General features: G+C 51.4%; 7 protein-coding genes and 1 pseudogene. 6 read left to right on the top strand and 2 right to left on the bottom strand.

Annotated elements, in window-relative coordinates; all coding sequences use genetic code 11:
* Positions 1-227 precede the first annotated feature (227 nt).
* The 6 genes and pseudogenes from JFT44_RS25610 to JFT44_RS25585 all read left to right on the top strand — a co-directional run bounded on the left by JFT44_RS25610 (position 228) and on the right by JFT44_RS25585 (position 4939).
* The gene (locus JFT44_RS25610) at positions 228-788 is read left to right on the top strand and encodes a chlorite dismutase family protein (protein WP_002718009.1); all 561 of its coding nucleotides are present in this window, start codon (positions 228-230) and stop codon (positions 786-788) included.
* A gap of 252 nt (positions 789-1040) precedes the next feature.
* Positions 1041-2549 (top strand): annotated as a pseudogene (locus JFT44_RS25605) (Tn3-like element ISPa38 family transposase); the annotation flags it as partial.
* A 340-nt stretch (positions 2550-2889) separates the two neighbouring features.
* Entirely contained in the window at positions 2890-4035 is a 1146-nt protein-coding gene (locus JFT44_RS25600; RefSeq protein ID WP_198831390.1) for a hypothetical protein, read from the top strand.
* An 81-nt stretch (positions 4036-4116) separates the two neighbouring features.
* Complete coding sequence (locus JFT44_RS25595; RefSeq protein WP_090470222.1) at positions 4117-4356, top strand: type II toxin-antitoxin system RelB/DinJ family antitoxin; 240 nt, start codon at positions 4117-4119, stop codon at positions 4354-4356.
* Positions 4346-4633 carry a type II toxin-antitoxin system RelE/ParE family toxin gene (locus tag JFT44_RS25590; protein ID WP_198831389.1) on the top strand — a complete coding sequence of 96 codons (288 nt, stop codon included), beginning with the start codon at positions 4346-4348 and terminating at the stop codon, positions 4631-4633. Before JFT44_RS25595 ends, JFT44_RS25590 begins: the two co-directional genes overlap by 11 nt.
* Positions 4634-4666: 33 nt before the next feature.
* Positions 4667-4939: a hypothetical protein gene (locus tag JFT44_RS25585; RefSeq protein WP_198831388.1), complete on the top strand. Its 273-nt coding sequence runs from the start codon at positions 4667-4669 to the stop codon at positions 4937-4939.
* A 945-nt stretch (positions 4940-5884) separates the two neighbouring features.
* Here the strand turns inward: JFT44_RS25585 and JFT44_RS25580 are convergent.
* Both JFT44_RS25580 and JFT44_RS25575 read right to left on the bottom strand, forming a co-directional pair.
* Positions 5885-6484, bottom strand: a complete 600-nt coding sequence (locus JFT44_RS25580) for a recombinase family protein (protein ID WP_198831387.1) — start codon at positions 6482-6484, stop codon at positions 5885-5887.
* 351 nt (positions 6485-6835) lie between these two features.
* Positions 6836-7255 (bottom strand): hypothetical protein, encoded by a 420-nt coding sequence (locus JFT44_RS25575; protein WP_198831386.1) that lies wholly within the window; start codon positions 7253-7255, stop codon positions 6836-6838.
* Between the last annotated feature and the right edge of the window lie 430 nt (positions 7256-7685).

Here is a 7685-nt window from a genome sequence, read left to right as displayed (position 1 = left end):
GTACCGATACGGTACAATTAATTTTTGAAATGGCGACAAACGGCTATTTTCTGGCGGTCGTATCACAGACCAATTCGATGCTATATTTACAATTTAACTGGGGGCGCTGGTAAGCGTAATGCAATACTACGCTAAGCGAGGCGAGACGATGATGCACAAGCATGGGATGGGCAGATAGGTTTTTTGAGGCTGTAAAAAAGTTAACACACTCACATGAAGGGGGTGAAATGGATACACGATTATTTGCATTCGTCGGCGGAGACAGCGGTCTTTGGCGGATCGTTGGAACCGAAACCATAGTTGGCAAGTCACTGCCTGAAGCCAAAAGGCTCAACGTAATATCTGCCTCAGAGTTGCAGCCCGAAACCAATGCACCCTGGGTACTTCGCGGAATAACAAGCAATGAACGGTATGTCATGCGCGAAGAGAAGAACGAAATTGTGGTGAAGCAGCAAGGGCTAGCGCGCCCAGAAGCAACTTGCGCTGCGTTGATACCGATCCGAAAAAACGCAGCTTGGTGGGAATTCACGCAAGACGAGCGCCGGAGCGTTTTCGAAAAGTCAAAGCACATCCAAATCGGGCTCAACTACTTGCCTGCAGTAGCGCGCAAGCTCCACCACTGCCGCGACCTCTCTGAAAATGAACCGTTCGATTTTCTCAATTGGTTCGAGTTCGCGCCAACCCATGAGGCTGAGTTCAACGCATTGCTTTCCGAACTGCGTGCAACAGAGGAATGGAAGTACGTTGACAGAGAAGTCGATATCCGTCTCGTGCGAGAGGCGGCGTAGGTCAATCCCCGTCTGACCGCTCAGAGGCGTTAGCGGGCAGCCGGCACTGCATCTATTGATTTTGGATAGCTTGGAACCCGGCATTTCACTTGCAATTAATTCGAGCACGCCGCCATGAAATGCGAGCCGCCGCCGTCGATTGCAAGCTCGTTTGCAGATAGCGTGAGCATCAGCGCGCCGTCAGTTGCAGTTAATTCGAGCCGAAAGCGGCGTCGAATGCGAGCACGCCCGTTTTCAAACGCGAGCCGCTACAACTACCTGGTGCCGCCCGCGAAATTCGCCAGCCTCAAGCAGGCCAGCGAATTGCCGCTGGCCGTGGCCACCGATTGCGACCAGTACCTGCATGACCGGCTGACGCTGCTGGAAACGCAGCTCGCCACCGTCAACCGCATGGCGCTGGCCAACGAGCTGCCGGACGCCATCATCACGGAGTCGGGCCTGAAGATCACGCCGCTCGATGCGGCGGTGCCCGATACCGCACAGGCCCTGATCGACCAGACGGCGATGATCCTACCGCACGTCAAGATCACCGAATTGCTGCTGGAGGTAGACGAATGGACGGGCTTCACCCGGCACTTCGCCCACCTGAAGTCAGGCGACCTGGCCAAGGACAAAAACCTGTTGCTGACCACGATCCTCGCCGACGCGATCAACCTGGGCCTGACCAAGATGGCGGAATCGTGCCCCGGCACGACCTACGCCAAGCTGGCCTGGCTGCAAGCCTGGCACATCCGCGACGAAACCTACGGGGCGGCACTGGCCGAGCTGGTCAACGCGCAGTTCCGACATCCCTTCGCCGAGCATTGGGGCGACGGCACCACGTCATCGTCGGACGGCCAGAACTTCCGCACCGGCAGCAAGGCCGAGAGCACCGGCCACATCAATCCGAAATACGGCAGCAGCCCAGGGCGGACGTTCTACACCCATATCTCCGACCAGTACGCGCCGTTCCACACCAAGGTCGTGAACGTCGGCGTGCGCGACTCGACCTACGTGCTCGACGGCCTGCTGTATCACGAATCCGACCTGCGGATCGAGGAGCACTACACCGACACGGCAGGGTTCACGGACCACGTCTTCGCGTTGATGCACCTGCTGGGCTTCCGCTTCGCCCCGCGCATTCGTGACCTGGGCGACACCAAGCTCTACATCCCGAAGGGCGATGCCACCTACGAGGCGTTGAAACCGATGATCGGCGGCACGCTCAACATCAAGCACGTCCGCGCCCATTGGGATGAAATCCTGCGGATGGCCACCTCGATCAAGCAGGGCACGGCGACGGCCTCGCTGATGCTCAGGAAGCTTGGCAGCTACCCGCGCCAGAACGGCCTGGCCGTCGCCCTGCGTGAGCTGGGACGCATCGAGCGCACACTGTTCATCCTGGACTGGCTGCAAAGCGTCGAGCTGCGCCGCCGCGTGCATGCCGGGCTGAACAAAGGCGAGGCGCGCAACGCGCTGGCCCGCGCCGTGTTCTTCAACCGCCTGGGGGAAATCCGCGACCGCAGCTTCGAGCAGCAGCGCTACCGGGCCAGCGGCCTCAACCTGGTGACGGCGGCCATCGTGCTATGGAACACGGTCTATCTGGAGCGGGCCGCGAACGCCTTGCGTGGCCACGGTCAAGCCGTCGATGACGGCCTGTTGCAGTACCTGTCGCCGCTCGGCTGGGAGCACATCAACCTGACCGGCGATTACCTCTGGCGCAGCAGCGCCAAGATCGGCGCGGGCAAGTTCAGGCCGCTACGGCCGCTGCAACCGGCTTAGCGTGCTTTATTTTCCGTTTTCTGAGACGACCCCTTATTCTATGAATTCAGGGTTCGATAAACTCGTTTCGACAATCAGAGTTCTCCAATCAACAGTCACATACGAGTAAAGCGAACTCTAATTCGTGCTTACGTTGGTTTTCGGTTCCATTGCTCCCCAAACCCCTATTTACAAAACCACTGGCTAAAATACCCGACACCAACTCTTAAATCGAAACATAGGGTAGTTACTTAAAAGTATACGACTCACCTACACAGCCCTTTGTTTCCGGGCAGTTCAGTTATATAAAAAACTGTAAATATCACTAGAGAGGTAAAAAACCACAAGCATAGGTAGACCAATGTCGGATAAATTTTGTGAGTATTGTCGTAAGTTAATTGAAAGAGGTTCTCCACAGTACTATAAAAAACGTTTCTGTAACGAATCCCATAAGCAAATGGCGCACAGAAAGAAAAAAGACCTCAACCCTCGGCAACAAAATCGTCTAAATGTGCGTCTAAAGAATCTTTCTGTAAATAAGGAATGGCTTTACATATCGCAGCAGTGCAAACGAGCTGGATCAGTACAAATCATGTCACACCATACTGTCGCCTCATTGAAACAACTGATAGGAATAATCTGCAATAAACCAAAAACCAGGAATGATAGGAATATGGATATATGTCATGTGTATCCTGTAAAAGGAAGCGATAGAATTGGACTGCTTCATCCATTAAATCTAGTATATGGAGAGAGTGACCAAAACAAGAAGAATGGGACAAAAATCTTTCAGAGCGCTGGCTATTCTATTGATCGAGTAGAATTGAAAAACAAATGGCGCGTAACCGAAAAAATGAAAGATAAAACAATCCTACGATTGTTGGAAAAGTTCTTAGGCAACGTGATTGTTGAATATGCAAAAAAATATCCTGTTAAAATATCAGGTAGAGTAAAGTTAATAGATAAGATAATCAAGCTAGACAAGACAGGACAATATACGAGAGACAACTTGAGTGCGCTAGAATCGATTGGACTATCATCGGTCCATGCAGAACTACATGGAGTCATTCTAAGTGGGTTTTATTTCCTACCAAAAAAGAATCGATCTAGAGTGCTTATATACTTAGAAGAATTAAGTCGTGTAGCTGAGGACGCAGATGGTGATTGGGCAAAAAACTGTGAATTTATGTACCAGATATTTTTGGCTGGCGCTGCTGCTTTATCAAAAGCTCCTGATCAGCCTGAACTATTAGATATCTACAAGGCGCATGGTAAAAAAGCGGATCGCTATAAACATAGGGTTTTACGGGATGTGAGTGAATATTCAACCTTCAAAGCCTTTCTCATGTATCAAGCATGTGATTGCCTTCTCGGAAAGAAGATTGATAAAGATATGATAAAAGGGACTTTAAAAAAATACACCAGAGTTAGAAAAAGTGGCTCATGTTTCTCTTTTAAATCTATAACACTGAAAGGTTGCTACGAATATTTCCCAGACGCGTGGTAAAGGAAATTCTTGCGTCTCCCCTTGAAAAATTGCTCCTGCAATGCCATTGTAATGACATGTGTCATTACAGGAGTGCACGAAATGGCCTCAATCAATGTCCGTGTAGACGACGATCTAAAAAACCGCGCCTATCGCGAATTGGAACGTTTGGGTGTGACTCCGTCTGAGCTCATGCGCCAAGCCTTGCAGTACGTTGCGGAGCGCGGCCAGCTGCCTTTCCGGCCTGTGCTTATGACTGAAGAGGATGAAACCCTCATAAACACCGTACGCGAGCGATTGGCTTCACCACAGCGCGTTAAGGTGACGCTGGATGACCTATAGTCTTGAGTTCGATCAGCGTGCGCTGAAGGAATGGCACAAACTGGGAGATACGATCCGTCAGCAATTCAAGAAAAAACTGGCTGAAGTCCTGGAAAACCCACGCATCGAGGCCAACCGCTTACGCGAGCTGCCAGATTGCTACAAAGTAAAGCTGCGCAGCGCGGGCTATCGGCTGATCTACCAGGTCATAGACCAAGAAATTGTGGTGTTCGTGGTCGCTATCGATAAGCGTGAGAATGAAGCCGCGTACCGTAAGGCATCAGATCGACTAAAATGAGTCAGTATTAAAATTACAAAGACAGGAGTCATCATGAAAACAATAGTAAAAAGCGTATTTGTTGTAATTCCATTTATACTGTCCAGCACTGCATATGCATTATCAGGGGGTAACACTCTAGGAGACTGGAGAGATGCATCTTACTCTGAGAAATCCAGTTTAGCTCAAGCTATGGCTTCTAATATAAATAAATCTGGAGTCTCAGCAAGCGGACTCGTCGCATGCATCAATGAAACGGCAGGCGATGGAGGGCTTGATCAAATGAAAATTTCAGAAGTCGCTGCGGCATGTGCAGTAATGATGTAGCCATAATAATGGCTGTAGTGACGAGTATTAAATTTTTAATACTCGTCACGTTTCACTGCCAATAATGATCTTTAGCTCTATTCACATCCGATCGTTTGGTCAGATGGAAACTATCTTAACTATCCCTCTGTAACTAAGCAGTTCGCTACGTTGTCGCTTACTTTATTTAGTTTTGCCAAGGCACTATCTACATATTGATTAGCTTCCTGGGATCCAGGCAGTGGCGCCTCATTGGCGCTCCACGTACCCCTAATCTTTAGATTCGTAAAGTCGAAAGCCAAATTTCCCGAATCATGACTAGCGGTCACCGAGAAGATGATTTCGTAGCTAAGGGGCGTTCCCATCGTCATAGGAACGATGAATGAAACTTGGTCTTTTCCCTGAGCGGTAATCTTGGTCTTTACTGAGTTTGATAAGGGAGTACCGTTGATCCCTGGGATGTTCTGAGCAAAACAGAATTGGAGAGTGTCTGCGGATGGCTTAGCTACCGCTCGCTTTACTACGACCCTATCGACCTGAAAGCTCCCGTTTGGACTAGGAATTATGGAAACTCCATCAGGAACTGGTCGATAGGGTTGAGGGGCCATGCTCGAGCAACCAGTAAGAGTCCCCAATAATCCTATTGCCAGCCAAATCTTTAAGCTTGCTTTCATCATCCCTTCCCATTGATATCTGACCAACCAGCCAGTTGAAACGGGAAGGTAGCAGATTGTTGCGGGGCAGGCTCTGGGCTTAAGTGCACTTTCCGTTGCTAGGAGCGATCAATACAGGTGTCGCAAATATCCTAAGTCGTGCGACATGGAACCGTTCCCCGATTTTTCTGCTCCATAAGTGTCGCATATTTCTGTCGCAGGTGTTACTTTACTTGCGACAAATACTGCGACAGGTGGAGCATGACCGCGAACAATGGCCAGTGTCATTTTCAGAAGACGACTGCACCATTTATCAGGAGGCGCCTGCACTGCCCCTGCCCAGTTTTTCCCGCACTCGCATGATGGACTGCCGGGTGGTGCCGTAGTCGCGCGCCACCTTCGCAACCGATTCGCCAGCCGCAAGGCGTTGCATGGCTTCGGCCTGCTGCACCTTTGTCAACGCTGGGGGGCGGCCAAGCGCCTTGCCTTCCGCGCGCGCACGCGCAATGCCTGCCTGGGTTCGCTCGATCAGCAAGTCGCGTTCAAACTCAGCCACCGCACTCAACACGCTCATGGTCATCTTTCCGGCGGCGCTGGTCAGATCGACCCCGCCGAGCGCCAGGCAGTGGACGCGGACACTCTCGGCGGCCAATCGCTCAACCGTTGCGCGGACATCCATGGCATTGCGACCGAGCCGGTCCAGCTTGGTCACGATGAGCACATCACCGGGCTCCAGCCGGTCAAGCAACCGGGCAAACTGAGGACGCTCACTGGCCGCGATGCTACCGCTGATGCTTTCGGTCACGATGCGGCGCTGATTTACTGAGAAGCCTGCGGCTTCAATCTCTCGAATCTGGTTGTCGGTATTCTGGTCAGCCGTGCTGACGCGACCATAGATGAAGGTGCGTGACATTTTTGGAAATCGCCGACCTGTACGAAATGGGTGTACTTATTATATGTCATGTCCGAAACAATAAAATGCTTATTTAAGTACATGCGGTTCGATAGGTGTCCGTAACCGATCGGTTTCGTACATAGCCGAGGTCGATGCGACGATGGTACAGAGGAGTTTTGAGCAGAGACGAAGATCGTGCACACAACTATTGAGCAGGGACAGATCAACAGTCGTGTGCACTACGACGAATTCCCCCAGCGGAGTGGTGCAGTCGTCTTCGGAAAATGACACCTAAAGAGCCACATTATAAAGAGCCACCCTTTTGAGCCATTGCAACCACTGCAATCGACTTAATGGGCCGACCAAAAACTAGTAACTGTCCCTGGTACTGTATACGTAGGAATAGCCGCCCAGAACGATGATGAGCAACACGCCCCAGCGAGTGACCCAATTAGCCCACCACTCTACTTCTAATTGCCCCACACCCTGGAAGAACAGTCCTACGCTGCCCCATTGTTGCAACGCAGGCCAAAAACCCAACCAGACAACAGCTAGTGATGCAGGAAGTACATTTTTGACCGTCAGGATCTCCCCGTAATTATTTTCTTGCCACCACCCTGCACCCAAGATCGCAATACCCATTATCAGACCTAGCAGGAGCTTGCCAGCGGCTGAAAAGTCGAGGCCGACAGCCTTTGAGAACTTCCATATCAATAGGCCCACGACAATCACTACGATTGCGATACCCACCAATACCAGCTCACCCGAATCATTACGTCGATTGTTCAAATTACCACTCCTGTTGGTGCTTGTTTTTACGCCGAGGTGGGTTGGAAAGCACTGAGAGCCACCATAGCAATTAGTAGTCGAAATCCATTCTATGGAAGCTTGGCGATCAGACGCAAACACCCTGGGAATTACCGGGAGCAACACAAATAGCAAAATGCATGCCTTCATTGAAGGCAAGTGGCAGCATTCGCGTTTTCAATCCGTCAGATAAGCCTGCGCGCACACGCGCCCGGTTGAGGCGCAGGGCGGCTTGCCGTCCTGGGGCGATTTATCCGGGTCTTAGCGCCCGAAGGGTGGCCGGAAGGCCAGGGCAGGGCGGTTTTATCGCCCTGGGCCGCTTAGACAGGCTGTTGCACGGTTGTGAGGGTTTATACCGCGCCGTGCCGTAGGCACGACAGTGCGCGGGCATTATTAGAGAGGGGTTTACACC

The sequence above is a fragment of the Pseudomonas sp. MF5691 genome, assembly GCF_016405645.1.
Taxonomy (GTDB): domain Bacteria; phylum Pseudomonadota; class Gammaproteobacteria; order Pseudomonadales; family Pseudomonadaceae; genus Aquipseudomonas; species Aquipseudomonas shahriarae.
The sequence above is the reverse complement of the archived record's forward strand: the minus strand, read 5'-3'. Positions and strand labels throughout refer to the sequence as shown.